Origin of the sequence: Vibrio sp. 14N.309.X.WAT.E.F5 (assembly GCF_030397615.1) — a bacterium.
GTDB lineage: Bacteria > Pseudomonadota > Gammaproteobacteria > Enterobacterales > Vibrionaceae > Vibrio > Vibrio lentus.
This window is the reverse complement of record NZ_JAPNXR010000019.1, coordinates 1-25,744: the sequence shown is the minus strand read 5'-3', so window position 1 is coordinate 25,744 and position 25,744 is coordinate 1. Positions and strand designations below refer to the sequence as shown.

At 44.9% G+C, this 25,744-nt stretch carries 22 protein-coding genes and 1 tRNA gene; 16 read left to right on the top strand and 7 right to left on the bottom strand.

Annotation, left to right across the window (positions count from 1 at the left end):
* Positions 1 to 70: 70 nt before the first annotated feature.
* Positions 71 to 1,765, top strand: coding sequence for a long-chain-fatty-acid--CoA ligase FadD (gene fadD / locus OW495_RS17875; RefSeq protein ID WP_004734190.1), 1,695 nt, complete (start codon positions 71 to 73; stop codon positions 1,763 to 1,765).
* A gap of 142 nt (positions 1,766 to 1,907) precedes the next feature.
* Complete coding sequence (rnd, locus tag OW495_RS17870; RefSeq protein ID WP_032500282.1) at positions 1,908 to 3,026, top strand: ribonuclease D; 1,119 nt, start codon at positions 1,908 to 1,910, stop codon at positions 3,024 to 3,026.
* Positions 3,027 to 3,139: 113 nt separating this feature from the next.
* Here rnd and minE read toward each other — a convergent pair whose 3' ends face one another.
* Genes minE through minC form a run of 3 tightly spaced genes read right to left on the bottom strand, consistent with a single transcriptional unit; the run spans position 3,140 to position 4,906 of the window.
* Positions 3,140 to 3,403: a cell division topological specificity factor MinE gene (gene minE, locus OW495_RS17865; RefSeq protein ID WP_010436847.1), complete on the bottom strand. Its 264-nt coding sequence runs from the start codon at positions 3,401 to 3,403 to the stop codon at positions 3,140 to 3,142.
* A gap of 6 nt (positions 3,404 to 3,409) precedes the next feature.
* Positions 3,410 to 4,222 carry a septum site-determining protein MinD gene (gene minD / locus OW495_RS17860; RefSeq protein WP_009848498.1) on the bottom strand — a complete coding sequence of 271 codons (813 nt, stop codon included), beginning with the start codon at positions 4,220 to 4,222 and terminating at the stop codon, positions 3,410 to 3,412.
* Positions 4,223 to 4,243: 21 nt separating this feature from the next.
* A complete protein-coding gene (minC, locus tag OW495_RS17855; protein ID WP_004734174.1) occupies positions 4,244 to 4,906 on the bottom strand; it encodes a septum site-determining protein MinC in 663 nt (220 codons plus the stop codon).
* Positions 4,907 to 5,128: 222 nt separating this feature from the next.
* On the opposite strand from minC, the gene OW495_RS17850 reads away from it, so the two are divergent.
* The 5 genes from OW495_RS17850 to OW495_RS17830 all read left to right on the top strand — a co-directional run bounded on the left by OW495_RS17850 (position 5,129) and on the right by OW495_RS17830 (position 10,925).
* Positions 5,129 to 5,419, top strand: coding sequence for a YcgL domain-containing protein (locus OW495_RS17850; protein WP_017110315.1), 291 nt, complete (start codon positions 5,129 to 5,131; stop codon positions 5,417 to 5,419).
* A gap of 29 nt (positions 5,420 to 5,448) precedes the next feature.
* Entirely contained in the window at positions 5,449 to 6,447 is a 999-nt protein-coding gene (locus tag OW495_RS17845) for a lytic murein transglycosylase (RefSeq protein WP_065110966.1), read from the top strand.
* Positions 6,448 to 6,599: 152 nt separating this feature from the next.
* On the top strand, positions 6,600 to 7,520 hold the full coding sequence (locus OW495_RS17840) for a LysR family transcriptional regulator (protein WP_102486347.1): 921 nt from the start codon (positions 6,600 to 6,602) through the stop codon (positions 7,518 to 7,520).
* 205 nt (positions 7,521 to 7,725) lie between these two features.
* Complete coding sequence (locus OW495_RS17835; RefSeq protein WP_102513535.1) at positions 7,726 to 8,925, top strand: NupC/NupG family nucleoside CNT transporter; 1,200 nt, start codon at positions 7,726 to 7,728, stop codon at positions 8,923 to 8,925.
* A gap of 185 nt (positions 8,926 to 9,110) precedes the next feature.
* Positions 9,111 to 10,925, top strand: coding sequence for a sodium:proton antiporter (locus OW495_RS17830; protein ID WP_102513536.1), 1,815 nt, complete (start codon positions 9,111 to 9,113; stop codon positions 10,923 to 10,925).
* A gap of 134 nt (positions 10,926 to 11,059) precedes the next feature.
* Here OW495_RS17830 and folD read toward each other — a convergent pair whose 3' ends face one another.
* Positions 11,060 to 11,917, bottom strand: a complete 858-nt coding sequence (folD, locus tag OW495_RS17825) for a bifunctional methylenetetrahydrofolate dehydrogenase/methenyltetrahydrofolate cyclohydrolase FolD (protein WP_017110310.1) — start codon at positions 11,915 to 11,917, stop codon at positions 11,060 to 11,062.
* Between the two features lie 211 nt (positions 11,918 to 12,128).
* On the opposite strand from folD, the gene OW495_RS17820 reads away from it, so the two are divergent.
* Positions 12,129 to 12,205, top strand: a tRNA-Arg gene (locus OW495_RS17820).
* A 270-nt stretch (positions 12,206 to 12,475) separates the two neighbouring features.
* Positions 12,476 to 13,561, top strand: coding sequence for a chorismate synthase (gene aroC / locus OW495_RS17815; RefSeq protein WP_004734182.1), 1,086 nt, complete (start codon positions 12,476 to 12,478; stop codon positions 13,559 to 13,561).
* 113 nt (positions 13,562 to 13,674) lie between these two features.
* On the opposite strand, the gene OW495_RS17810 is transcribed toward aroC, so the two are convergent.
* Positions 13,675 to 14,298, bottom strand: coding sequence for a trimeric intracellular cation channel family protein (locus OW495_RS17810; protein ID WP_004734183.1), 624 nt, complete (start codon positions 14,296 to 14,298; stop codon positions 13,675 to 13,677).
* A 302-nt stretch (positions 14,299 to 14,600) separates the two neighbouring features.
* On the opposite strand from OW495_RS17810, the gene OW495_RS17805 reads away from it, so the two are divergent.
* The 3 genes from OW495_RS17805 (at position 14,601) to OW495_RS17795 (ending at position 16,114) form a co-directional block, all read left to right on the top strand.
* On the top strand, positions 14,601 to 15,131 hold the full coding sequence (locus tag OW495_RS17805; protein WP_065103396.1) for an elongation factor P hydroxylase: 531 nt from the start codon (positions 14,601 to 14,603) through the stop codon (positions 15,129 to 15,131).
* A 9-nt stretch (positions 15,132 to 15,140) separates the two neighbouring features.
* A complete protein-coding gene (locus OW495_RS17800) occupies positions 15,141 to 15,404 on the top strand; it encodes a YfcL family protein (RefSeq protein ID WP_004734185.1) in 264 nt (87 codons plus the stop codon).
* Between the two features lie 188 nt (positions 15,405 to 15,592).
* Positions 15,593 to 16,114 carry an NADPH-dependent FMN reductase gene (locus OW495_RS17795; RefSeq protein ID WP_017111158.1) on the top strand — a complete coding sequence of 174 codons (522 nt, stop codon included), beginning with the start codon at positions 15,593 to 15,595 and terminating at the stop codon, positions 16,112 to 16,114.
* Between the two features lie 237 nt (positions 16,115 to 16,351).
* Here OW495_RS17795 and mnmC read toward each other — a convergent pair whose 3' ends face one another.
* Positions 16,352 to 18,499, bottom strand: a complete 2,148-nt coding sequence (gene mnmC / locus OW495_RS17790; RefSeq protein ID WP_102513537.1) for a bifunctional tRNA (5-methylaminomethyl-2-thiouridine)(34)-methyltransferase MnmD/FAD-dependent 5-carboxymethylaminomethyl-2-thiouridine(34) oxidoreductase MnmC — start codon at positions 18,497 to 18,499, stop codon at positions 16,352 to 16,354.
* Positions 18,500 to 18,555: 56 nt separating this feature from the next.
* Here mnmC and fabB point away from each other — a divergent pair, with 56 nt between their 5' ends.
* The gene (gene fabB, locus OW495_RS17785) at positions 18,556 to 19,767 is read left to right on the top strand and encodes a beta-ketoacyl-ACP synthase I (protein ID WP_010436883.1); all 1,212 of its coding nucleotides are present in this window, start codon (positions 18,556 to 18,558) and stop codon (positions 19,765 to 19,767) included.
* 73 nt (positions 19,768 to 19,840) lie between these two features.
* Here fabB and OW495_RS17780 read toward each other — a convergent pair whose 3' ends face one another.
* Positions 19,841 to 20,182 carry a hypothetical protein gene (locus OW495_RS17780; RefSeq protein WP_102513538.1) on the bottom strand — a complete coding sequence of 114 codons (342 nt, stop codon included), beginning with the start codon at positions 20,180 to 20,182 and terminating at the stop codon, positions 19,841 to 19,843.
* Positions 20,183 to 20,230: 48 nt separating this feature from the next.
* Between OW495_RS17780 and OW495_RS17775 the strand changes: the two genes are divergently transcribed.
* The 3 genes from OW495_RS17775 to OW495_RS17765 form a co-directional block, all read left to right on the top strand.
* Positions 20,231 to 21,364: a 4-phosphoerythronate dehydrogenase gene (locus OW495_RS17775; RefSeq protein ID WP_102513539.1), complete on the top strand. Its 1,134-nt coding sequence runs from the start codon at positions 20,231 to 20,233 to the stop codon at positions 21,362 to 21,364.
* 12 nt (positions 21,365 to 21,376) lie between these two features.
* Complete coding sequence (locus tag OW495_RS17770) at positions 21,377 to 22,390, top strand: aspartate-semialdehyde dehydrogenase (protein ID WP_017111155.1); 1,014 nt, start codon at positions 21,377 to 21,379, stop codon at positions 22,388 to 22,390.
* Between the two features lie 207 nt (positions 22,391 to 22,597).
* On the top strand, positions 22,598 to 25,744 hold a 3,147-nt coding region (locus OW495_RS17765; RefSeq protein ID WP_289887606.1), incomplete at its 3' end, for a FimV/HubP family polar landmark protein.

Sequence of the window (25,744 nt, the reverse complement as noted above, 5' to 3'; positions counted from 1 at the left end):
GCTGTGCTGTAATACCGCAATGATAAAAAGCGGCGAAGCAGTCGTCAGCTGATAAACGAGGAGTAACATAGTGGACAAACCTTGGCTTTCACGTTATCCAAGTGACGTACCAGAGACGATCAACCCAGATCAGTACCCATCTCTTATTGAAATGTTCGAACAGTCGGTACAGAAGTACGCAGACCAACCAGCATTCGAGAACATGGGGTCTATCATGACATTCCGTAAGCTTGAAGAGCGCAGTCGTGCTTTTGCTGCTTACTTGCAGAATGATCTAAAACTGAAGAAAGGCGATCGTGTCGCGCTTATGATGCCAAACTTGCTGCAATACCCAATTGCACTCTTTGGTGTACTGCGCGCAGGTATGATTGCAGTGAACGTCAACCCACTGTACACGCCTCGTGAACTTGAACACCAACTGAATGACTCTGGCGCAAAGGCGATTGTTATCGTTTCTAACTTTGCAAGCACACTAGAGAAAGTCGTTGATAAAACTCCGGTTAAACACGTTGTGCTAACCAGCTTGGGGCAAATGCTGCCACGAGCGAAAGGTACGATTGTCGACTTCGTAGTGAAATACGTAAAAGGCATGGTGCCTAAGTACGATCTGCCGGGTGCTATCTCATTCAGAAAAGCGCTGCATAAAGGCCGTCGCCTACAGTATGTGAAGCCATTTATGGCTGGCGATGATATCGCATTCTTACAGTACACAGGTGGTACAACGGGCGTAGCGAAGGGCGCAATCCTAACGCACCGCAATATGATTGCGAACGTACTTCAAGCGAAAGGGGCATATAGCCCTGTTCTGCAAGAAGGCCGTGAATTGGTGGTAACGGCATTGCCGCTTTATCACGTGTTTGCATTGACTGTGAACTGCTTACTGTTCGTTGAGATGGGTGGTCGTAACCTTCTGATCACCAACCCGCGTGACATTCCTGGCTTTATTAAAGAGCTGCAAAAGGTTCCGTTTACCGCGATTACTGGCGTAAACACCTTGTTCAATGCGCTCGTGAATAATGAAGATTTCCACGAGTTGGACTTCAGTAACATGCGTTTATCTGTTGGCGGTGGTATGGCGGTTCAACGCGCTGTTGCTGAGCAATGGAAGAAAGCGACAGGTGTCCATCTACTTGAAGGCTATGGTTTAACCGAGTGTGCTCCTTTGGTAACGGGTAACCCATACGATCTGAAAGACTACACGGGTGCAATCGGCCTACCAGTACCATCAACAGAAGTTCGTATTGTTGATGATGAAGGTAAAGTGGTTGGCAATGACCAAGTCGGTGAATTGCAGGTTCGTGGTCCTCAAGTGATGCAAGGCTACTGGCAACGTCCAGAAGCGACCAAAGAAGTGATCGACCAAGACGGTTGGTTATCGACTGGTGATATCGTTAAGTTTGATGACGAAGGCTTGTTGTACATCGTAGACCGTAAGAAAGACATGATTCTTGTGTCTGGCTTCAACGTTTACCCGAACGAGATTGAAGATGTAGTGGCTCTGCATGGCAAAGTGTTAGAAGTTGCGGCTATCGGCCAACCTCATGAAGTGTCTGGTGAGTTGGTTAAGATTTACGTTGTGAAACGTGACCCTAGCCTAACCAAAGAAGACATTATCGCGCACTGCCGTGAACACCTAACAGGCTACAAAATCCCTAAATTGATTGAGTTCCGTGAAGAACTACCAAAAACCAATGTAGGCAAAATCTTGCGCCGAGTGCTTCGTGAAGAAAACGACGCAGAGCTTGCCAAACGCGCAAGCGAGTAATGCTAGGGTTTGCGATAAATTTGCCCCCGAAACCATTCAGGCGCTTAATCTAAGCGAGCGCTGAAAAATGGTGTTAGAATGCCGACAGTTAATGTCGGCATTTTTGTATCCGGCGATCAAAGTAAAATCAGTGAGAGTTTTTGTGGATTATCAAATCATTACCCAAGTGAAAGACCTTGAGCGAGTTTGCCAACAAGCACGTGAAGCCGATGTTGTTATGCTTGATACAGAGTTCGTTCGTACAAGAACCTATTACCCTCAATTAGGCTTAATTCAGTTATTTGATGGTGAAACGCTGTCACTGATTGATCCTATTGCTCTTGATGAAATGACACCGTTTGTTGGGCTGTTGAAAGACACGTCAGTACTGAAAGTATTACATGCGTGTGGCGAAGATCTGGAAGTTTTCCAGAACGCATTTGGTTGTACGCCAACACCAATGGTGGATACGCAGATCATGGCAGCCTTCTTAGGACATGGTCTTTCAACTGGCTTTGCAGCTCTGGTTTCTGAGTTTGTAGGCGTTGACCTAGATAAGAGTGAATCTCGCACCGACTGGCTAGCGCGTCCGCTTTCTCAAAAGCAACTCGATTACGCAGCAGCAGACGTTCACTACTTGATGCCAATGTACAACAAGCTTCTAGAAAAAGTGATGGAAGCGGGCTGGTGGGAAGCGGCGCAGCAAGAGTCTGATTTACAAGTAGCTAAGCGCATCCGTAAAGCAAACCCAGACAACGCTTACCTTGATATTAAAGGCGCGTGGCAGCTCAAACCTCAACAGCTAGCTATTTTAAGACCGCTAGCAACTTGGCGTTTAAAAGAAGCGATTAAGCGTGATTTAGCGCTGAACTTTGTCTTTAAAGAACAAGACCTATGGGCCGTAGCTCGTTTCGCGATGAAAGATCCTAAGCATATGGAGCAGGAAGGTTTTGATTACCGTTCTGTACGTCGCCATGGTGCGAAGATCAGCTCAATCGTGAAATTGGCTGAGCATACACCGGAAGAAGAGTACCCAGCGCCAGTAGAACGTCTAATGGACTACCCAGGTTACAAGCAACTCTTCAAAGTGTTGAAAGATGAAGTGAAAACAGCATCGCAACACAGTGGTTTAGCGACTGAGTTTTTGGCGTCGAAGAAGCAACTTAACCAAGTGTTAAGCTGGATTTGGAAGTACGATCGTAACCCAGAGAAGCTACCTGATGTAATGCAAGGTTGGCGTCTAGACGTAGTAGGCGAGAAGCTAAACAAAGCAATCAAGTAACTTTAGTTCTGTAGTAAGCAACGAATGCTTTAGAGATAAAAGTTTCAGACACAAAAAAGAGAGCCTAGGCTCTCTTTTTTATTGAATATTGATAAGCAAAGCTCAGGCTCTAGTTATCGATCTTCTTCTGGAAGCTTAACGTTCAGCTCTAATACGGAGATGTCGTCATCTTTGTGTTCGAAAGTTAGATCAACCATTGATGGATCGACTTCCACATACTTCGCAATACACTTCAAGATGTCTTCTTTCAGTTGCGGTAAGTATGATGGTGCAGGGTCGTCATGGCTGCGTCGCTCAGCAACAATGATCTGCAAACGCTCTTTGGCTAGGTTTGCGGTTGTCTTTTTTTGTGGTCTGAAAAACTCTAGTAATGACATTGCGTATTAGCCCCCGAACAGTCTTTTGAAGATGCCTTTCTTCTGTTCCGTTAAGAAACGGAAGTCCACTTGGCTACCCAGTAGTCGCTCTACAGTATCATTGTAAGCCATACCCGCGTCGGTTGCTTCGTCAAATATAACTGGAACACCCTTGTTTGACGCGTTCAGTACTGCTTGGCTCTCTGGAATCACACCCAGTAGAGAGATGTGTAGGATTTCTTCAACGTCTTCAACACTGAGCATCTCACCTTGAGTTACACGTGCTGGGTTGTAGCGAGTCAGTAGAAGGTGTGTTTTCACTGGCTCTAATCCGTCTTCTGAACGACGAGACTTAGAATCAAGAATACCAAGAATACGGTCTGAATCGCGAACAGAAGAGACTTCAGGGTTGGTGGTTACAATCGCTTCATCAGCAAAGTAAAGCGCCATTAGAGCACCTTGCTCGATACCCGCAGGAGAATCACAGATGATGAAATCAAAGCCCATTTCATCCAGTTCATCAAATACACGACGAACGCCATCTTTCGTCAATGCGTCTTTATCACGAGTTTGAGAAGCAGGAAGAATGAACAGGTTCTCTGTGCGCTTGTCTTTGATCATTGCTTGGTTCAGCGTCGCTTCACCATTGATCACGTTAACGAAGTCGTACACAACACGACGCTCACAACCCATGATTAAATCTAGGTTACGCAGACCGATATCAAAATCGATAACCGCTGTTTTCTTCCCTTTCAGAGCTAAGCCAGAGGCAATAGCTGCACTGGAGGTCGTTTTGCCCACCCCGCCTTTACCTGACGTTACAACGATAATGCGTGCCATTCTTTTTTCCTTTTATTTCTCTTATATTGCGAGGACATCAACGTGTAATACATCGTTTGCCATACTGAACATGGTTTTCTTTTGCCAGTACTCGCTATCAATTTGATCGCTGAGCCAGTAATTTCCTGCAATGGAAACCAACTCGGCTTGTAAATCATTACAAATTATTTTTGCTTCAGTTTGACCACTTGCACCTGCAATTGCACGACCGCGTAGCGTGCCATGAATGTGGATGCTGCCATCGGCAATCACCTCTGCACCTGCACTTACGTGGCTAAGAATCAGCAAATCACCGTCTTTGGCATACACTTGTTGACCAGAACGAATCGGGGTTCTCACCACTTTTATCGGAGCCATTTTTGCCGGCGCTTGAGAGGGAGACTTGCTCGCTGTCATAACGGCAAAACCTGCATCTCTGGCTAAGTTTTGCATGCGCTTATCTGAGCAACCAGCTACACCAACCGGGATCATGCCCGCTTGAGATATGCCATTTTTGAGCTGTACGAAATCAATATCGCCAGCCACTTTGCTGATATTGATAACAACAGGCGCAGCCGCAAAAAAAGTGGGTGCTTGGTCTACCTTCTCTTGAAGAAAAGACACTGCATTTTCGACTTGATCATCGGATAAGTGCAAAACAGATAGCGTGAAACTGCTACCTTTTAGATCTGGGTTACTAGACATCGAAAAACTACAGGACCTCAATTGCGGATAGGTACAATTTCTTTCATCTTAAAGATAAAGGGCATTGCCTGAAACTAGGTTTATCATGTTATATTCCCAAACCAAGCACAGCAAGTAATCTTGTTGTCAAATAAACGTTTTGTCCCCAATATTTCATCAACATAAACTATTGAACTCACAAGTGAGAGTTTTGTAGCCATAAACATTTAAAAAAGGTTTGTCATGCTGTGTTCTATATATAAAAGCTCAAAAAAAGAAGGAACATACCTTTATATCCCGAAAAAGGATGATTTCTCACAAGTCCCTGACGCACTGATGCAAATGTTTGGTAAACCTAGCTTTGTAATGGTAATTAAAATGGAAGGCCGCACGCTTGCCCAAGTCAGCATCGAAAAAGTGAAAGAGTCACTAAAAAACGATGGTTTCTTTTTGCAGGTTCCGCCTCCACCGGTTAACGAACTTGAACTGCATAAAGAGCGTAAAGCTCAGCAGAATGTTCAAGACGAAGAGTGATAGCCACCTAATTCAAGGAGGAATGATCGTTGAGTAAATTTTCTAAAACCCTATTAGCCGTGTCAGCATTGCTATTGGGCAATAGCCTGACTATCGGTTCAGTACAGGCTGAAGAGCTTAGCTTTGAACAATATGTAGAGAAGCTAAAGCAGCAAGGCCGTGAACAAGGCATTTCTGAAGCGATCATTGAAGAAGCCTTTGATGGCGTGACGTTTAAGCCGAGAGCTGTCAAAGCTGATAAGAACCAACCTGAGAAGAAACTGACTCTGGATGAATACATTCCACGTGCGGTTCCAGATTGGAAAGTGAAACAGGCAAGATCGCTCTATAAGAAACATTACACCGCGTTAAAGCGTATTGGTGACGAGTACGGTGTTCAACCAAGGTTCATTGTCGCTCTGTGGGGCGTAGAAAGTAATTTTGGCAAGTTCACTGGCAATTACAGTGTTATCGATGCTTTAACCACTATGGCTTATGAAGGGCGCAGAGAAGCGTTGTTCCGTAGCGAAGCGATGGCTGCGTTAACGATTCTTGACCAAGGCCATATCGCACCCAAAGATATGAAAGGTTCTTGGGCTGGCGCGATGGGGCAGCCTCAGTTTATGCCTAGCTCATTCTTAGCTTATGCCGCTGATGGTAACGGCGACGGTAAGAAAGATATTTGGGGCACTGAAGAAGACGTATTTGCTTCGGCGGCTAATTATCTCAGCCAATCAGGTTGGGATGACAAATATACATGGGGCCGTCAGGTTCACGTTCCGGCAACTGTGTCTATCGAGATGCAAGGTCGAGGTGAAGACAAAGCGAAATACTTAAAAGAGTGGTCTGAACTTGGCATTAAGCGTTTTGACGATCGCCCATTACCAACGCTTGATGAAGATATTAAAGCTTGGCTAATTATGCCAGACGATGAAACTGGCCGTTCGTACCTCATTTACAACAACTACAATGTGTTAATGAAGTGGAATCGTTCTTACTACTTTGCGTTGGCGGTTAGCCACCTAGCAGACAGAATTAAGTTTGATTAACAGACTTAATTTGGTTAATAGCCTTAGGTCGCTTTGAATAGCATTTGGCCTACCATAGGCAGAACGAACTAAAGGACTCTTCGGAGTCCTTTTTCTTTTATATTTCAGATATTTTTAAAGGTGGTCTTGTGCTAACAGATAGAGCCGCACAGATGGTGATATTCCATGCGTTAATCAAGCATGAAGGCTTTACCAGTGCAGCAAAAAGTTTGAATGTGTCGGTGTCTCACATCAGCAAGCAAATTGCTTTGCTCGAGGACTCGATAGGTATCAAGCTGGTGCAAAGAACCACACGCAGCCTGACACTAACTGAAGCAGGGGAAGTGTTCTATCAGCACTGCGAGCAGCTGTTCAATACGGTGAAAGCGGCTCAAATGGATATGGACAGCCAGCGTGATGATATCTCTGGGATATTCCGCATAGGCTTGTCACAGTCATTTGGCACACTGCATATCATTCCTGCAATTGATCAGCTCAGACAGCTTTACCCGCAGCTGAGAATTGAAGTGCATTTGTTCGATTACAAAGTGGACATGATTGAAGAGCGCTTGGATCTCTGGATCACCAACAATGAAGATTTACCTGAAGGTTATATTGCGCAGCGCTTGGCCGACAGTCAGTTTGTAGTGGCGGCATCACCGGATTATCTGATTAAAGCTGGTACTCCTCATGTGCCATCTGATCTGATTGACCATAACTGCCTTATCTATCGTAGCCGTGAACGGGACTACACATCATGGGCATTTGATAACGGCCAAGAAAACCTCAGTGTTAAAGTGGCGGGCGATTACTCGGTGGATTTAGCGGAAGCGGTACGAGACGCGGCAGTATCGGGTTGGGGCGTTGCTTATCTGGCGACTTACTTAGTCAAAGAAGAGTTTAGAACGGGCAAGCTGATCCAAGTATTACCAGAATGGCGAGCGAGTCAGCTGATGCCATTTTACGCTGTGTATCCGAGTAGAAAGAATATGCCGAAGAAGCTTTCAGCAGTGATTGAGTTCATCAAAGATCATATCGGGTCGCCAACTTACTGGGATGAAAACCTTAAAACTTGCGTTGAGCTGCACCGTTAACTGTTTCCTAATCTATAAATATAATTTCTATATGGAAAAAGTACGCTTTTTAAGCAAGTTAAATCATTAAAATTCAATGCTTTAATATAATCATAGATAAGGCAGTGATAATCCCAACATCACATTAACAACCGCACCTTGCCGCAAACGATTTCCTCTATACAATGCGTCGCCTTTCCTACCTACAACTTTTAGGTTGACGCATATGGCTTCCCTACTTGGAATTATCACTATTTTAGTGGCCGCTTGGTTACTATCTACGGACAGAAAAAATATTCCGCTAAGAACCGTCTCTTTGGCTTTCTTACTGCAAATCTCATTCGCGCTATTGGTTCTTTATGTGCCAATGGGCAAAGAAGCGCTGAATGCAGCTACTGGTGCGGTGTCTAGCTTGATCAACTACGGTCAAGAGGGGATTAACTTCCTATTTGGTGGCCTCACGAATAACGGATTTGTTTTCGCTATTAACGTTCTCGGCATCATTATCTTTTTCTCTGCACTGATTTCAGGTTTGTACCACATCGGCTTTATGCCAAAGGTGATCAACCTTATCGGCGGTGCTTTGCAAAAGTTCTTAGGTACAGGTCGTGCGGAGTCTTTGTCTGCAACGGCGAACATCTTTGTTGGCATGATTGAAGCACCATTGGTGGTTAAGCCTTACTTGAAGCACATGACGGATTCACAACTGTTCGCTGTGATGGTGTGTGGTTTGGCTTCTGTGGCTGGTGGTACGCTAGTGGGTTATGCATCGCTTGGTGTTGATTTGAACTACCTGATCGCTGCGGCATTCATGTCTGCGCCTGCTGGTCTATTGATGGCCAAGATTTTGGTACCAGGTAACGCAGATGAGGCTCAAGAAAATATTGAGTCTGACGTTGAAATTCCACGAGCAACAAACGTAGTTGAGGCAATGGCAGATGGGGCTATGTCTGGACTTCGTATTGCCGTTGCAGTGGGTGCGACACTTCTGGCCTTTATCAGTGTGATTGCAATGCTGAATGGCTTATTAGGTATTGTTGGTGGTTGGTTTGGCGTAAACCTAAGCTTTGAACTTATCCTAGGTTATGTGTTCGCACCCGTTGCATGGCTGATCGGTGTGCCATGGTCTGAGGCTGTGGTTGCAGGCTCGCTGATCGGTAACAAGATCGTTGTGAACGAGTTTGTGGCTTTCATCCAGTTAATGGACGTAAAAGACGCACTGAGTGAGCACTCAAAAGCGATCATTACTTTTGCACTATGTGGTTTTGCCAACATCTCTACGATGGCCATTCTGATTGGTGGTTTGGGTAGCTTAGTTCCAGAGCGTCGTTCTTTCATCTCACAATACGGCTTTAAAGCGATTTGTGCGGGTGTGCTTGCCAACTTAATGAGCGCAGCGATTGCGGGCGTGGTGCTTTCTCTTTAGCTAGATGATAAGTACAGAGTGGATGAGTCAGTCACTTTATTTCCCCTATAGTAAAGTGACTGATTAATCACACTAATATTCGGTTAGCATGAAAAAGAGAGCCTATAGTTTAATGACATAGGCTTTCTTGTTTCAGCAAATAGGTTTGTATAACAAGGTGTGGTACGAATTTTTTAGGGGCGCAAATGGATTTGTCGATTACTTCTTCTTTGGCGTTAATAGGACTGCTGTCTTTAACGTGTCAATTGTTAGGTTGGCGCTTGCGTCTTCCTGCTATTCTTCCTCTTCTTATTGTCGGACTACTTTTAGGTCCCGGTCTTAACATCCTTAATCCCGATGCCATTTTTGGTGACGTGCTATTTCCGCTGATTTCATTAGGTGTTGCTATTATTCTGTTTGAAGGTGCATTGACCCTGAATTTCAAGGAAATAAGAGGTCATGGTCGTATGGTGACGCACCTCGTGAGTTTCGGCATGCTGATTACCTGGGCGTGCATTGTCGTTGGTGCTTATTACTTTGTGGACTTCAGTTGGCCATTAGCCGCGTTGTTTGCTGCCTTAGTGGTGGTGACGGGGCCAACCGTGATTGTTCCCATGCTGCGCAGCATTCAGCCCAAATCTTCGTTAGGCAGTATCTTGCGCTGGGAAGGGATAGTGATTGACCCGATTGGCGCTCTGTTTGCCGTTCTCGTTTACGAATACATTGTCTCTTCAGCCGATCCTACAAGCCATGTACTGTCGGCCTTGGGGCTGACTCTAGCCATCGGTTTAGGCTTAGGGATCATCGGTGGCTATTTGATTGCCAAGATGCTGAAAGGGCATTGGGTTCCGCACTATTTGCGTAACGTAGCAGTGCTGACGTTGATGTTGGCTGCGTTCTCTTTTTCCAATGACCTGAGTGAAGAGTCTGGCCTATTAACCGTGACCATCATGGGTATCTGGCTCGCCAACGTGAAAGGCTTGGATCTTGAAGATATTATTGAATTCAAAGAGACCCTAACCGTGTTACTCATTTCTGCCTTGTTTATCTTACTGGCGAGTCGACTCGATTCTGGGACTTTCCTCTCGATAGGTTGGGGCGGTATTGGCTTATTAGCGGTCGTCATGCTGGTGGCTCGTCCTCTGAGTGTGTGGATCAGCGGGATCGGCACGGATCTTACCTCAGCAGATAAATGGTTTTTGAGCTGGATGGCGCCTCGCGGGATCGTTGCTGCCGCAGTTTCTTCTCTGTTTGCTATCAAACTTCAAGAGAAGCAATTGATTGAAGGGGCTGATCTACTGGTGCCTATGGTGTTCTTGGTCATCATCGGTACGGTTGTGATTCAGAGCCTTACCGCAAGTTGGTGGGCAAGAAGGTTGGGTGTGACGCAAGAGAAAGCACAAGGGGTTATCTTCTTTGGCGCGACTCATTTTGCAAGACAGTTTGCTAAGGTGCTGGCGACACACAACATCAATAGTGTGCTTGCCGATACCAACTGGGAAAGTATTCGCTTGGCACGCATGGATAACCTAAATGTCTATTTTGGCAATCCAGCCTCAAGTCACGCGGAAAATAATCTGGAGTTGGATGGAATAGGGCGCGCCATGATCGTCTCGCCTTATCGTCAAACCAACCCATTAGTCAGCATGCATTATCAAGATGAGTTTGGTGAAAATAAGGTGTTTGAGCTTGAATCGACAGAAACTAAGCACGAAAGGCACTCAGTGAGCCGAGATGGTAACAGAAGCCTGTTTTCGGAAGGAATTACCTATTCCAAACTTAACTCCTTGATGGCTCAAGGCAGCCAAATTAAGAGCACGGGATTGACTGAGGCGTTTGACCTTAATGAGTTTAACGCGCTGTACCCTAAAGCGATTCCACTGGGTGTGATTACTGGGGGTGATTTCCGTTTAGTGACACAAGGTTCTGATTTGGAAAAACTCATATCAACGGAGTGTGCGATCATTAGTTTATTGCCGCCTTCGGAGCAAGCTGAAAGAGCTGATACACCAGATAAGTAGCGGGAGCTCTCTATCAAAAGCGATTAGCTGTGTATCAAAAATGAATATCTGAGTATCAAAAAAGCCGCAACGTTTTCACGCTGCGGCTTTTGAATTCTGTTTACGCTGTTGTTCGCAAATTTGTCGTTCGCAGATTATTTCGAGTGAAACTGCTCGCAAGCAATCATAGTGTTCTCGATTAGGCTTGCTACTGTCATTGGACCAACACCACCCGGAACTGGTGTGATGAAGCTTGCGCTCTCTTTCGCGACATCGTATTCAACATCGCCAACGAGCTTGCCAGATTCCAAACGGTTGATGCCTACATCGACCACAACAGCACCTTTCTTAATCCAAGCGCCAGGAATGAAGTTAGGCTTACCAACGGCTACCACAACAACATCCGCTTGACGTACATGACCTTCAAGGTCTTTGGTGAAGCGGTGACATGTGGTCGTCGTGCAACCTGCTAGAAGAAGCTCTAGGGTCATTGGGCGACCTACGATGTTTGATGCGCCAACAACAACCGCGTGCTTACCACGTAAGTCGATGTTGTAACGGTCAAGCAATGTGATAATACCTTTAGGCGTACAAGAGCGTAGCTTAGGCATACGCTGAGCCAAACGGCCTACGTTGTATGGGTGGAAGCCATCAACGTCTTTCTCTGGCGTGATGCGCTCAAGAACGTGAGTGGTATCAATACCAGCAGGTAAAGGCAGTTGAACTAGGATGCCATCAATCTCAGGGTCTTCATTTAATTGGTCGACGAGCGTTAGCAGATCATTTTCGGTCGCCGTCGCTGGTAGATCAAAAGACTTTGAAACGAAGCCTACTTCTTGACACGCTTTACGCTTACTTCCAACGTAAACCTGAGAGGCAGGGTCTTCACCCACTAAAACTACCGCTAGGCCCGGAGCGCGTAATCCAGCTTCTGTACGAGCCTTTACACGTGCCGCAACTTCAGAGCGAACTGTTTGAGAAATTAGCTTTCCATCAATATTTTGAGCAGTCATGAATTTCCTTAGTATTGATATTCAAGTTAGTGGCTGATGTTTTGGGCGCATTATTCCAGAAAATCTTTTTGATTACCATCAAGCAAACGTTTGCTTTGGTCTATTTTCCAACACTTATAATCTCATTGCCCTTTTTTTACTCACTTGGATCAGAATGTTACACAAAGCCGTTGCTTTACTGATTCGAATTCGTATAATCCTTTCCTGTAGCGCGCCCTTAGCTCAGCTGGATAGAGCACCTCCCTTCTAAGGAGGTGGTCGAAGGTTCGAATCCTTCAGGGCGTACCACTATTTAAAGAAACCCGATAACTCTCTGAGTTGTCGGGTTTTTTGCTTTTCTACCATACTAAAAGTACTTCTGTTAAAGCGCCACTCATTTTCCCTCGTTATTCATTTCATTCGGCTTATGTAATAGAAAGTTAAAATTGTTCGTTTTTTGGGGTTTACATCATTTGGTAATAAAGCCACTATGAATTCACGAAGAATAGACAAGTAAAGCTATTAGCTGGTTGGTTTAGGAATCAAACCTTCTGAGTGATGGCTGATTTAGAGGAAGTAATGGCAGGAAACAGTATCGGACAACATTTCCGCGTGACTACGTTCGGAGAAAGTCACGGTATCGCACTAGGATGTATCGTAGATGGGTGCCCACCAGGATTAGAAATTACCGAAGCAGACCTTCAAAGAGATTTGGATCGTCGTCGCCCAGGTACTTCTCGTTATACAACGGCTCGCCGTGAAGCGGATGAAGTGAAAATCTTATCAGGTGTATTTGAAGGCCAAACTACGGGTACTTCTATTGGTCTATTGATTGAAAATACAGACCAACGCTCTAAAGACTATTCCGAAATTAAAGACAAGTTCCGCCCAGGCCACGCTGATTATACCTACCATCAAAAGTACGGTGTGCGTGATTACCGAGGTGGTGGTCGTTCTTCAGCTCGTGAAACGGCAATGCGTGTTGCGGCAGGTGCGATTGCGAAGAAATACCTGAAACAAGAATTTGGTGTTGAAATCCAAGCATACCTTTCTCAAATGGGTGATATCTCAATTGATAAAGTGGATTGGAACGAGATCGAGAACAACGCTTTCTTCTGTCCTGATGCCGACAAAGTACCAGAATTTGACCAACTGATTCGTGACTTGCTAAAAGAAGGCAACTCGATCGGTGCGAAGATTCAAGTGGTTGCGACTAAAGTGCCTGTAGGCCTTGGTGAGCCAATCTTTGATCGTCTAGATGCAGACATCGCGCACGCTCTAATGAGCATCAATGCGGTGAAAGGTGTTGAGATTGGCGATGGCTTCGATGTCGTTAATCAACGCGGTAGTGAACACCGTGATCCATTAACTCCAGAAGGCTTCAGCAGCAACCACGCTGGCGGTATCTTAGGCGGTATTTCTACTGGCCAAGATATTGTGGCAAGTATTGCACTTAAGCCAACATCAAGCATTACTGTTCCTGGTGACACCATCACTAAAGACGGTGAAGCAACGCAGTTAATCACGAAAGGTCGTCACGATCCATGTGTTGGTATTCGTGCAGTGCCTATCGCAGAAGCGATGTTAGCGATTGTATTGCTTGATCACTTGCTACGTCATCGTGGTCAAAACTTTGGTGTGACAACAGAAACGCCAAAAATCTAGTTCTGCTTCGTTTTATTCAAAACAGAATTGAAACTGATTTGATAGAAACAAAAAAGGGTTGCTTCGTAATGAAGCAACCCTTTTTATATTCTGCGTCATTGAGAATATATTATCTAATGCACAGAGCTTTCCGGATCAAGCTGAAACGAAGGCAAGCGCCATTTGAATCTTACGGCAGCCATACGCAGCAAGTAGCCAACCACAAGCGTAACAATCGTTGCTGTTACGTCGTTTATGCCAAGCTCAAGCAAACCTAGGTATAAACCTGAAGCGACAAGGGCGACAGATGCATACAACTCTTCATGCAAGACCAGTGGCGTTTGACGACAGATAAGATCGCGCAACAGGCCACCAAATACGCCAGTAACCAATGCAGACACCATACAAATCATTGGGTGCAGACCCATGGTCATCGCTACCTTAGTACCAATGATACTGAATACGATAAGCCCCAGCGCATCCAAACGAATGAATAACCCTTTTAGCTTGATTACCCATTTAGCGAGTCCGGTCGTGATGACACCTGCGATACAGGTGATCGCCAGATATTGTGGGTTTTCAACCCAACCTAAAGGGTAATGGCCAAGTAAGATATCTCGTACTGTACCGCCGCCAATTGCCGTTGCACTCGCAACCAACATTACACCAAACCAATCCATTTTTTGTTTGCCAGCGCTGAGAGCGCCGGTCATGGCTTCTGCCGTGATGCCAATGATATACAAAACACTTAGTAGCATTGCTGTAGCTCTATTATTTTAGGTCTATAAATTGGAGAGTTATAGGCCTTGGGGATATAAAAATGAAGCGCGAGTGTAGTAGTAAAAACGGCCTTTGACGAATGAATATTTGTACCGTGAATCGAGGTTTCAGATTAGCTGAAGTAATCAATTGGAGTAACTTGAGGTTATCTATCGTAGAGATAGGTGGCTTTGTGCTGGTGGAGAGCGCTGGCGTCGTTAACATTACGCCTGATAGGGGCTTTACCAAGCCGATAAAACAAAGCAAAATACGCGTGTTTATTTCATTTCAAGCAAGCTTTATGACGCACCAATATTCCGACATTATTGATATTTTTAATCAGACTTTTTATGGCAGCTTTAATACTAAATTAGAGTTAGGCGCAGATGAGCCTATTTACTTGCCTGCCGATGATGATATCCCACACCACAGAATTGTCTTCGCACGTGGCTTTTACGCTTCTGCGCTACACGAAATAGCGCACTGGTGCGTTGCTGGCCCTGAACGTCGTTTATTGGAAGATTTTGGCTATTGGTATGAGCCAGATGGGCGCACTGAGTCGGTTCAAGCTGAGTTTGAAAAAGTAGAAATTCGCCCACAAGCGTATGAATGGATCATTGCGACGAGCGCAGGCTTTCCTTTTAATGTCAGCTGTGACAATCTACACGGCGATTTTGAGCCAGATCGTTTGGCCTTTATGAATAAAGTACACAGCGAAGTCATGGGTATCTTTGAAGTTGGCCTTCCGCCTCGCGTAAAAATGCTCTCTGAAGCATTGCGCAGCTTCTACGATGTAGAACCTTTATGTGCTAGCCAATTTATTGTGAAATAAGAGAATATTATGATTATCGAATTTGAAGAAAAACTACTTGAAGTAATTGATGCTCGCATTGAAAACGCATCAGATGATGAACTGTTTGCTGGTGGTTACTTACGTGGTCATATTTCTCTTTCAGTGGCTTCATGTGAAGAAGACGGCATTGAAGACGTAGCAGAAGTTAAATTGCGTATTGAGAAGAGCCTAGAAGACGCACGTTCTGAATTGACGCCAGCCGATCGTACGATCGTTAATGACCTTTGGGTTGAGCTGCAAAACCAAGCTTAACTTTAGTCGTTTAGCATTATTCGTCTAGCGCTATTCGCTCATTACTCTTCCTCCTCATTTTTGAGCGAACCAATAATTTGAGACTCATTCGAATTTTTTGAATGAGTCCGTTCATTTCTTGTGATGGTTCCATTTTCTGACTACGTTATTCTAATCCCACTTAACGGAATCACAGAAAAGGTCACACCATGAAAGTTATCGCATTCGGCGCAAGCACCAGCTCTACCTCTATCAACAAAACTCTAGCAACTTACGCAGCTAACTTGATTGAAGGTGCTGAAGTCAAAGTTCTAAACATCAACGATTACAACGTTCCTATGTTCAGTGAAGACACTGAAAAAGAGATTGGCCAAGCGGAAGGCGCTCAAGCATTTTTGCGTGACCTAGCAGAAGCTGACGCATTTGTTATCTCTTTCGCTGAGCACAACGGCCACTATCCTGCAGCGTACAAAAACCTATTTGATTGGGCGACACGTATTGAACGTTCAGTGTTTGGTGAGAAGCCTGCGGTTTACCTAGCGACATCACCAGGCCCAGGTGGCGCACAAACAGTACTTGGCGCAGCGACAGGTTCGGCTCCGTACTTCGGTGGCAACGTTAAAGCATCGCTTTCAGTGCCTAGCTTCTACGATAACTTTGATTTTGAGTCGGGTTCAATCAGCAACGAAGAGATTGCCGCTCAAATTAAAGACGCGATTGCTAAGCTGTAGAAAGCGGAAAGTAAAGCGAATAGCTGCAAAGTAGCAAGCTGATGTAAAGTTGCGAGCCTCTGAAAAGCAATAAACAGCGACGTAGACAAGATCAGAAAACAAAGCCCGAGCATTGAGAAATGCTCGGGCTTTTTGTGGGTCGTACTAGGTCATGTTGGCCTTTCGTTGCAAAAATCAGCTCGTAAGATCAACAAGGCCTAACACTTATTTGAATATTTAGACCTAGTCTAGAATCGACTATTCTGCACTGGCTTGTTTCGTTGAAACCCAACCTTCTGTTAACGCTTTGCCTTTACGTAACCTTCTAATCCACATTCGACTTGGATGAATGGCTTCGAGCACATCAACCGGAAGAGGTAGAGGATCGCCACAAATTTGTGAGGCTAAGACTTCTGCTAAAAGAGGAGTAGAGCTCAAACCACGCGAACCTAAACCGATAAAGCAGAACAAGTTCGGATAGCTGGTAACAGGTTCGATACTGTCGATAACATCACGCTGCGGATTAAAGTTGTGCAGATTCTGATATTGCTCTTTGATGGATTCAAAATCACCAACATTACCTACGAATGGTAGGTGATCACGGCTTACGCTGCGGATGCCTTGACGCGCTAAGTTACCGCTGGTATCGACATCATTTGTCCACGCTTGATCCGGCAACGAGCCGTGTAAGCGCTCGCCATTATGTTGTTGAACCTCAATATCAAATTCTTGGTCGATATTGGTTTTGTCGTAGTTCGCGCCAATACAATGGTGACCATTATTTGGATTCTGTGGCGTTAAGTAACCATCAAAACACAATACCGTTTTTAGCTTGCTGAGGTTTTCTGTAGTCGGGATATGACTCACTTGCCCTTTAACTGGCGTGAGAGGAACGGGGCGAGTTTGCTCAAATTGGGTGAACTTGTGTCCATTCGCGACAACTACTTGGTCGTGCTTGGTGTTAATCTCACCTTGAGGTGTCTCAATCGTCAACAACCATTGCTGTTCTGCTTCCAACCACTCAAGTTGAGTTACTTGGTGTTGATAATGTACGCTCACTTGGTTGGTCTCTTCTAACTTACCAATCAAACCTTGAGTAAGCTGAAGAGGGCTTAACCAACCACCCAGTGGGAAGTAAACACTCTCTTTATCAACCGGTAAGCCAATCTTTTCGTTCGCTTGTTCGGGCGTTAAGCGCTGAATTAAGTCTGTGTGGAAATTGCCTTCCAACATACGGTTGAGCTTTTTGGTTGAACCTTCATCCCACATCAAGATATTCACGCCACACCAGTTGTGATCGAAGTTTACTGATTGTGCTGCTTGATTAATAAATTGGCGGGCAAACAATAAGCCCGGACCAAATATTCTTGAAACATTAGATGTCGCTTCGCTGAGTAGCGGATAAATGGCACCTTGATTGTTGCCAGAGGCATTTCCCGCGGCTTGTTGGTGTTCACAATAAAGCGTGATGTCTTTACCGCGTCGGCTTAACGTTTTTGCAAGCGCAGCGCTGGCAACACCACCACCGATAATGGCGATATCTTGTGAATCACTGTGTTGAGCTAGGCCGTACCAAGGTTTGATGTTGGTGTGAGCGTGCTTTCCATCAAGGCGGCCTGCAATCATTTCCCGCTTAGTACCAAAGCCTTTAACTTTTTTCATGGCAAAGCCAGCTTCGATTAAACCGCGGCGAACAAAACCGGCAGCGGTAAACGTTGCACAGCTGCAATCTTGTTTTGCCAGTTTGGCCATTCCGTTGAATAGATTTTGATTCCACATTTCTGGGTTCTTACTTGGCGCAAAGCCATCTAAGAACCAAGCGTCAACCAAACCTTCCTGTGGAGTAGGCACGTTTGGCATACAATCTTTAATATCACCAAACCATAAATCGAGTGTGATCGCGCCATCGCCCAACACAATGCGGTGACATTCCGGCAGAGCAATCGGATAGTGTTCTTGGAGTTGTGTCGCATACTGGGCTAATTCAGGCCAAGATTGGTGCGCTATGATCAGATCATCTTTATTTAAAGGATATTTTTCAAAACTGATGAAATGTAACTCTTTGGTCATAGCTTGTGGGTTATCTTTAAGAAAAGCATCGAACCATTGCCAGACTGCGAGAAAGTTTAAACCTGTACCAAAACCGGTTTCAGCAATCACAAAACGGCGTTGTTGATGTTCAACCCAACGCTCTGGAAGGTGGTTTTGTTTTAAAAAGACGTAGCGAGTTTCTTCTAAACCGTTAACATTAGAGAAGTAAACGTCGTCAAATTGGTCTGAAACTGGCGTGCCAGACTCATTCCATTCCAGTTCTGCATTAGTAATTGAAGTCATAAAATCTATCATTTTGTGATTTGAAGCGATATGTTGGTAGGGATTGTACGAATTTCTAGGAAAGCTGACCACTTTTGTTAGGCTTCTTAGTTATCATCTAGCTGAATTTAGAATTATAGGAATGTCACATGAAACGAGTCGTAATCACCGGTATGGGTATTGTTTCAAGTATCGGTAACAACGTCGAAGAAGTTTTAGCATCACTGAAAGAGGGTAAATCAGGTATTACCGCTTCAGAGCAGTTCAAGGAAAATGGCTTGCGCTCTCAAGTTTGGGGTAACCTGAAAATGAACCCTGCTGACCATATCGATCGCAAAAAAATGCGCTTTATGGGTGATGCAGCGGCATTCGCTTATCTTTCAATGGAGCAAGCAATTGCTGACTCTGGTTTAACTGAAGATCAAGTATCTAATGACCGCACAGGTATCGTTGCGGGTTCAGGTGGTGCTTCATCTCTAAACCAAGTTAACGCTGTAGACATCATCCGTGAAAAAGGCGTTAAGCGCGTTGGTCCATACATGGTTCCACGTACAATGGCTTCTACGGTTTCTGCTTGTCTTGCTACACCATTCAAAATCCGTGGCGTGAACTACTCTATGAGTTCTGCATGTGCGACATCTGCACACTGTATTGGTCACGCAATGGAGCTTATCCAACTGGGTAAACAAGACGTTGTATTCGCTGGTGGCGGTGAAGAACTGGATTGGTCTCTGACTATGATGTTCGACGCAATGGGCGCACTTTCTACTAAGTACAACGACACTCCAGAATTGGCTTCTCGTACCTACGATGCAGACCGTGACGGTTTCGTTATCTCTGGTGGCGGCGGCATGCTAGTTATCGAAGAACTTGAGCACGCTGTGGCTCGTGGCGCAAAAATCTACGGCGAGATCGTGGGTTACGGCGCAACTTCAGATGGCTACGACATGGTTGCTCCTTCTGGCGAAGGCGCGGTTCGTTGTATGAAGATGGCAATGCAAAACGTTGATGGCGTTGACTACGTGAACACTCACGGTACTTCAACTCCTGTTGGTGACGTTAAAGAACTTGGTGCAATCCAAGAAGTCTTTGGCGGCAACAGCCCAGCAATTTCAGCAACTAAAGCGATGACAGGTCACGCTCTAGGTGCGGCTGGTGTACACGAAGCAATTTACTCAACACTAATGCTTGATAACGGTTTTATCGCACCAAGCATTAACGTTGCAAACCTAGACGAAGCAGGCGCAGGCCTAGACATCGTAACGGAAGCTCGTGAACAAGAGCTAACAACGGTTATGTCTAACAGCTTTGGTTTCGGTGGTACGAACGCAACGCTAGTAATCAAAAAATACCAAGGCTAATTAAAGCCAAGGTTAAATTAATAAAAGGTTAATCGTTAATGGGTGACGTGAGTGCCGATTCAACACGCACAGGTCACCCAGTAATCATGACCATCAGAACATAGCTTTTTAAATCAAGATTTAAAAGTTGAAAGGTTTCCAGAGCTTGATCAGTGCTGACTTTGGTTAGTACTGGTTGAACAGACGCAAGACTCTGTCTCCTGGAGAGCGAGATAGGATCCTTTTGTTCTGGATGTTTGCCCGATTGTTTATTCAATCGGGCATTTTTCGTTTTAGTCTTCTGACTTTTTCTTTTTGATTTTAGGTATTGGCTCTTATTTCTGTTCTTGTTTGTGCAGACTAGGCGATTCAGCCCTTTATTTATAATGTATTCCAATTGCGACTCGACACCGTGTGTGGAATTTTGCACAATCATTTCAATTCACATTTAAGGTCGACAGACCCCAACGAAAGTACCTTCCCAATGAAAATCTTAATCGATGAAAATATGCCTTATGCTGAAGCGCTTTTTAGCCAGCTAGGTGAAGTGACAATGAAGTCCGGTCGAACGCTAACCGCTGACGATCTTGTTGACGTAGATGCTCTGATGATTCGCTCGGTGACTAAGGTCAATGAAGCGCTGATCAGCAAAGCGAACAAGCTTAAGTTTGTTGGAACCGCAACAGCTGGTATGGATCACGTTGACCAAGAATTGATGAAAGATCGTGGCATTTTCTTCACCGCAGCCCCAGGCTGTAACAAGGTGGGTGTGGCTGAATATGCGTTCAGCGCGATGATGGTTCTTGCACAGCAGCAAGGCTTCTCTGTTTTCGATAAAACGGTCGGTATTATTGGCTGTGGTCAAGTGGGCAGTTATTTAGCGAAATGCCTTGAAGGCATTGGCATTAAAGTATTGCTGAACGATCCTCTAAAACAACAAGAGGGTGATACTCGCGAGTTTACGGAATTAGAGACACTGCTTGAGCAGTCAGACGTTATCACTCTGCATACGCCAATCACTAAGACGGGTGAGTTCCCAACGCATCACTTGATTAATGAGCAAGTACTGGAAAATTTACGTGCTGATCAAATTCTGATTAATGCGGCTCGTGGTCCTGTTGTTGATAACCAAGCGTTAAAAGCTCGCTTGCAAAAAGCCGATGGTTTCACTGCCGTTCTTGATGTGTTTGAGTTTGAACCTGAAGTCGATTTTGAGCTGCTTCCACTGCTTGCTTTTGCAACTCCTCACGTAGCGGGCTACGGTTTAGAGGGTAAAGCACGTGGTACTACGATGATCTTCAACAGTTATTGTGAGTTTTTAGGTACTGAACAGCGTGCTTATGCAAGCGATCTTCTGCCGACAGCGCCAGTGCCTCAAATGAAATTAGATAGAGCTTGGGATGAAGCAACACTGCACAATTTGACTCAGTTGATCTATGATGTGCGCAAAGACGACGCCTTATTCCGTCGCAATATCTCTACGCCGGGTTCTTTTGACAAGATGCGTAAAGAATATTGGGACCGTAGAGAGTACAGTGCAGTCGAGTTAACGGGCGACGAATCTTGTAATTTAACGCCGTTATCTAAACTCGGTTTTATGGTAAAGCCAACTTTATAAAAGAGAGAAACAATGAGCCAAGAATTTAATATTGCTATTTTAGGTGCGACTGGTGCGGTTGGTGAAACCATTCTTGAAGTACTTAAAGAGCGTAAATTCCCTGTCGGTGAAATGCACTTACTAGCAAGTGAACGTAGTGAAGGCAAAACTTCCCGTTTTAACGGCAAAACAATACAAGTACAAAACGTAGAAGACTTCGATTGGTCTCAAGTACATATTGCGTTTTTCTCTGCAGGTAGCGAGCTTTCAGAACGTTGGGCTCCAATCGCCGCTGACGAAGGTGTGGTTGTTATCGATAACACATCACGTTTCCGTTACGAATACGATGTTCCTCTGGTTGTGCCAGAAGTGAACCCTGAAGCGATTGCTGAGTTCCGTAACCGCAACATCATCGCGAACCCTAACTGTTCTACTATTCAGATGGTAGTAGCACTTAAACCAATTCACGATGAAGTGGGCCTTGAGCGTATTAACGTTTCAACTTACCAATCTGTGTCTGGTGCAGGTAAGCCGGGTATCGATGAGCTAGCAGGTCAAACGGCTAAGCTTCTTAACGGCATGCCAGCTGACAAGTCAGCATTCTCACAGCAGATCGCGTTCAACTGTATTCCTCAAATCGATGAATTTACAGAGAACGGCTACACACGTGAAGAAATGAAGATGGTTTGGGAAACTCAAAAGATCTTTGCTGACTCTTCAATCACGGTGAACCCAACTTGTGTTCGTGTTCCTGTGTTCTATGGTCACGCTGAATCTCTACACATTGAAACTCGCGCGCCAATCGGTGCTGAGCAAGTTATTCAGCTTCTAGAGAACACAGAAGGCGTTGAAGTTTTCCAAGCTTTAGACTTCCCAACTCAGGTTCGTGATGCTGGTGGTAAAGACCACGTAATGGTTGGTCGTATTCGTAACGACATCAGCCATCACAGCGGTGTGAACATGTGGGTAGTCGCTGATAACGTTCGTAAAGGCGCAGCAACGAACGCAGTTCAAATCGCAGAATTGCTTATTCGCGATTACTTCTAAGCTTCATTGCTTTGATTATCAAGCCTCACTCTTTAGTGGGGCTTTTTTAATCGATTGAAAATATTGTTAGTCAAATTGTGTGAAATTGCTGCGAATATTGTTGCTGCAACACATTTTTTGTTTTCATCTCTATAGTTTTACGTCATTTATCCGATATATTTAATAGATCATCACTTTTCCGAATTTAAGCACCTAGCTGAGCCTTTTATGTTTCAAATTTTCAAGCCGTGGTTAATACCTTTTGCCTTTATCATTGCGACTCAGATTTCCGTTGTTCGTGCAGATTCCATTCGAGTTGTAGGGCCTGATGGTCAGATACAATCAGCGCCTACGTTTTCAGAACCTCTTCAAAGAGCGCAATCGAATAGCGCTGAGCCTTCTCGTTTCTATGGCCCAACTCGTGGCTCAGAAACGCTATGGTCTATCGCGTCAAAGTTACGCCCTGATAGCTCCGTTTCAGTCCAACAAACCTTGTTGGCAATTTATCGTTTAAACCCACAAGCGTTTGAAAACCAGAATATCCATAGCCTGCTGCCTGCCAGCAACTTACGTGTGCCTTCTTTAGAGCAAACTCGCGCTAGCTCAACGCAGCAAGCCATCAATATTATGAACTCACATCTTGCTAAGCTTGATGCTCCTGCAAGTAAGCCTGTCGCTTCAAAACCAAAAGCGTCGAGTTCTGATGCAAAAAATGTTGCTCCTGCTAAGCAAGTAAGTACTACTGATACCGCTAAAAAGCCATTGTCTCCAACTCAATCATCTCTAGCTCAGTCGGCTCCAACCCAAGAGATGAACAAGCTAGAGAAGCAGTTAGAGCTTTCTGAAACTGAGCTGTTATCTCTAGAAGAGAAAAACCACCAACTTCGTTTGATGTTATCGAATGTTCAGTCGGAAGTAGATGGATTAAAAACCGAACTCAGTGATGAAGACCGCATACGTAGCGAAGTTGAAAAGTTACTCGCGGAAGAGAAAAGAAAGAATGCTGAAATCGAAAAAATGGCGCCAAGTGCCATGGATCAGCTGTTATCTAATGGTTGGCTAGTTGCCGCACTTGCGATTATTCCCGGCTTGTTGCTTGGTCTGATCATTGTGATGTTGTTAGGTCGTCGTTCTAAAAATGATGAGCAGCAACAAACGACTCAAGAACAGCCTATTCAGCCTCAACCGAGCAGTGTCGCGCCAATCACCTTAGGTGATGAAATGGACGACCTTGATAATGAACTGTCTCTCGATGATGAACTGTTTGGTACCGAGGATGACGCGAATAAGTTGTTCGACGACCAAGCACTGGCAGAAGAAGACGATGTCTTTGCTGGCTTAGATGAATCGGATCTCGATTTCAACTTAGACGGCGAAGACGATGACCCATTTGCGAGCATCGGAGAAAACGGCGACTTAGACACGAACTTTGATGATCTTGATTTAGACAGCAGCAATGGCATCAGCGTTAATGGCGAAGATAAAGCTCTTGGCCTTGAAGAGATGGAGCGTGCATTAGACGAAACGGTTGAAAGTGCGCTGGATTCCGATGAAGGCGATTTCGATCTTTCTGATGATAATCCAATGTCTGCCGATGATATTGAAGCGTTACTCGCTCAAGAGTCAGCAACAGAAGACTTAGGTTCGAATGAATTAGACCAATCATTATTGGATGATTTGTTCGCGCTTGATGACGAAGATGATGACAGCTTTGATATTGATGCCTTGATATCTGAAGAACAAAACGATGCGACTCCAGCCATCGGCGCGTCAGCGATCGATGACTTCGACATTGATGCGCTTATCTCAGAACAGCAGAGCGATGCTGCTCCTGCTGATTTGAGCAACGACGAATTTGATATCGATGCTCTTATCTCGGAACAACAAGCCCCTCAGCCTTCGGCTCCTAGCGTAGAAGATGATATTGACGATATCTTTGCTCAAGTTGCGGCTCAAAATGAACAAGGTAATGACCCGTTTAACCTTGATAACGATGATGAGATTGGCTCAAGCCTGAATAGCGGCTTAGCGTCTGATGATGATATCGAAAATATTTTGGCTCAGTTTGATCAGCCATTAGAAAATGAAGATGAATCCGCGCTATCTGATCAACCTCAGAGCGCGCCAACTTCAGAACAACCATCACTTGATATTCCTAATCTTGATCTGCTTGATGAGCAACTTGAAGGGGACGACGTTGATTTAAGCAACTCTACCGACCTGCTCGACGAGATGCTGGACAGTGAATCAGACCAAGAGTCTGAAGATGAGCCGCTTGGTTTCGATGCTCTATCTGAGCTGGAAGAGCTTTCAGGTTTGTCGACTGATGATGAGTTGAATATCAGCGAAGACAGCACGGAAACCTTGGATGAACTAATAGGGGATTCTGATGATGACTTCGAACTCGACGCTGAGAGCACTGACTTACTAGATGATTTCCTTGATAGTGAATTGTCAGACAATGCGCTTTCAACGGATGAAACCGAGACACAAAAATCGGAATCTTTAGATCCGTTTGATGACTTACTGACAAGTGGCATTGAAGACGAACTTGAATCTGAAGAACAAGCGTTTGATAAAGAGTTAGACGCTGCTTTAGATTTAGACAAAACCAGTGATGAACTTGATTTTGATGCTGAGCTTACTGAGTTAACGCCTGAACCTTCTGTAGTTGAGCCAGAACAAGCTAACGAAGAGTTGTTAGGTTCGGAGCTGACGCAAGACAGTGCTGATGTTAAATCAGAAAAAGATGAAGACTTTAATCGCGATGACTTTATCGATGATCTATTTGGTGTTGCACCTGCAACGGATGCGCTGCTAGACGATTCACTAGAAACAACAGACGAAGCGTTGATTGATGATTTGATGTCTTCTGATAGCGATGCATTAACATCGGTTGAAGAGCCAGCTTCAAGTACTGAAGATCTTGTTTTAGAAGATGAATTCGATTCTCCTTCAGAACCGACCCAAGCCTCTGCAGATGAAGCAATTCCATCGGCTGAAGCACTTTCACCAGCTGAAGTAATGTCATCTGATGAAAGCGATGAGTTGGATATAGATTCACTGCTATCTGAAAATTCAATGTCTGACGTTGAGATGCCATCAGATGAAGCTCTAGAACCCGCTTCAAGCGTACAACATGAAGTTTCGCCATCCTCTTTAAATGATATTTCCGAAGACGATGAAGAGACGGTTGAAGATTGGTTAGCGGAAGCTATCGATGATGTAGAGTCTCCAGCGAACATTGACTCTGATTTTGACTTCGAACCTAAAATTCAAGGTAGCGATCAACTCGACGATGTTGTTGAATCCTTGCCAGAGCCAGAGCCAGAGCCAGAGCCAGAGCCAGAGCCAGAGCCAGAGCCAGAGCCAGAG

Coding starts and splice junctions, on each gene's coding strand:
- folD (WP_017110310.1), bottom strand. CDS start 11,917: ATGACTGCTCAAAATATTGATGGAAAGCTAATTTCTCAAACAGTTCGC.
- OW495_RS17770 (WP_017111155.1), top strand. CDS start 21,377: ATGAGCCAAGAATTTAATATTGCTATTTTAGGTGCGACTGGTGCGGTT.
- OW495_RS17805 (WP_065103396.1), top strand. CDS start 14,601: ATGACGCACCAATATTCCGACATTATTGATATTTTTAATCAGACTTTT.
- OW495_RS17835 (WP_102513535.1), top strand. CDS start 7,726: ATGGCTTCCCTACTTGGAATTATCACTATTTTAGTGGCCGCTTGGTTA.
- minC (WP_004734174.1), bottom strand. CDS start 4,906: ATGTCTAGTAACCCAGATCTAAAAGGTAGCAGTTTCACGCTATCTGTT.
- aroC (WP_004734182.1), top strand. CDS start 12,476: ATGGCAGGAAACAGTATCGGACAACATTTCCGCGTGACTACGTTCGGA.
- OW495_RS17810 (WP_004734183.1), bottom strand. CDS start 14,298: ATGCTACTAAGTGTTTTGTATATCATTGGCATCACGGCAGAAGCCATG.
- minE (WP_010436847.1), bottom strand. CDS start 3,403: ATGTCATTACTAGAGTTTTTCAGACCACAAAAAAAGACAACCGCAAAC.
- OW495_RS17800 (WP_004734185.1), top strand. CDS start 15,141: ATGATTATCGAATTTGAAGAAAAACTACTTGAAGTAATTGATGCTCGC.
- OW495_RS17830 (WP_102513536.1), top strand. CDS start 9,111: ATGGATTTGTCGATTACTTCTTCTTTGGCGTTAATAGGACTGCTGTCT.
- OW495_RS17780 (WP_102513538.1), bottom strand. CDS start 20,182: ATGATTGTGCAAAATTCCACACACGGTGTCGAGTCGCAATTGGAATAC.
- fabB (WP_010436883.1), top strand. CDS start 18,556: ATGAAACGAGTCGTAATCACCGGTATGGGTATTGTTTCAAGTATCGGT.
- OW495_RS17775 (WP_102513539.1), top strand. CDS start 20,231: ATGAAAATCTTAATCGATGAAAATATGCCTTATGCTGAAGCGCTTTTT.
- OW495_RS17795 (WP_017111158.1), top strand. CDS start 15,593: ATGAAAGTTATCGCATTCGGCGCAAGCACCAGCTCTACCTCTATCAAC.
- minD (WP_009848498.1), bottom strand. CDS start 4,222: ATGGCACGCATTATCGTTGTAACGTCAGGTAAAGGCGGGGTGGGCAAA.
- OW495_RS17840 (WP_102486347.1), top strand. CDS start 6,600: ATGGTGATATTCCATGCGTTAATCAAGCATGAAGGCTTTACCAGTGCA.
- OW495_RS17850 (WP_017110315.1), top strand. CDS start 5,129: ATGCTGTGTTCTATATATAAAAGCTCAAAAAAAGAAGGAACATACCTT.